The organism is Vibrio sp. 2134-1 (genome assembly GCF_033339495.1).
The window spans coordinates 1-524 of sequence record NZ_JAWOUS010000930.1; the positions used below are offsets into that span (position 1 = coordinate 1).

The following is a 524-nucleotide window of genomic DNA, read 5'->3' on the forward strand; positions in this document are numbered from 1 at the left end:
TTGAGGGCAACCGAGTTGCTGACGAAGATCTTGAAAGTTCATATCTGAACTGACGAGCGTGTTGTCTAAATCGAAAATGACGGCTTTTATTCTTTCAAGTTCTAGTGGGAAGGGAATCATAGTGGCCTCGTACAACTTAACCAAACTATCGTTATAAAAACAAAAGGTTATTGTTAAGTTTAGATTCTTCTGGCTAAGTTGTACGAAAATAAATCACTGATGCATCACAAATCGAAAAAGCGCTGCACAGTTCTTATTGCTCGGTTAAGCGGAAGATTTTGCCGCTGTCGGTCGAAAAGTAGATATAGCCATCGGGGCTTATTGTGATATCTCTGATTCGTTCTCCAAGCTTTTCCAGTAAGCGTTGCGATTCTGTGAGCTTGCCATCGTTAATGCCGACGACATTGATATGAGTGAGCTTTAACGCTCCAACTAATATTTTGCCGTCAAGTTCTGAGTATTTATCCCCGCGATAGAGCACCATATTGCTTGGAGCGATAGAGGGAATGTAAACCAATTTGGGG

1 protein-coding gene and 1 pseudogene are annotated in these 524 nt (G+C 41.6%); both read right to left on the bottom strand.

The annotated features are described in order from the left end of the window. Window positions 1-120, bottom strand: a pseudogene (locus tag R7R78_RS29315) (HAD family hydrolase); the annotation flags it as partial. A gap of 133 nt (window positions 121-253) precedes the next feature. Continuing rightward, a partial coding sequence (locus R7R78_RS29320) for a PQQ-dependent sugar dehydrogenase (protein ID WP_225474990.1) occupies window positions 254-524 on the bottom strand: 271 nt, incomplete at its 5' end.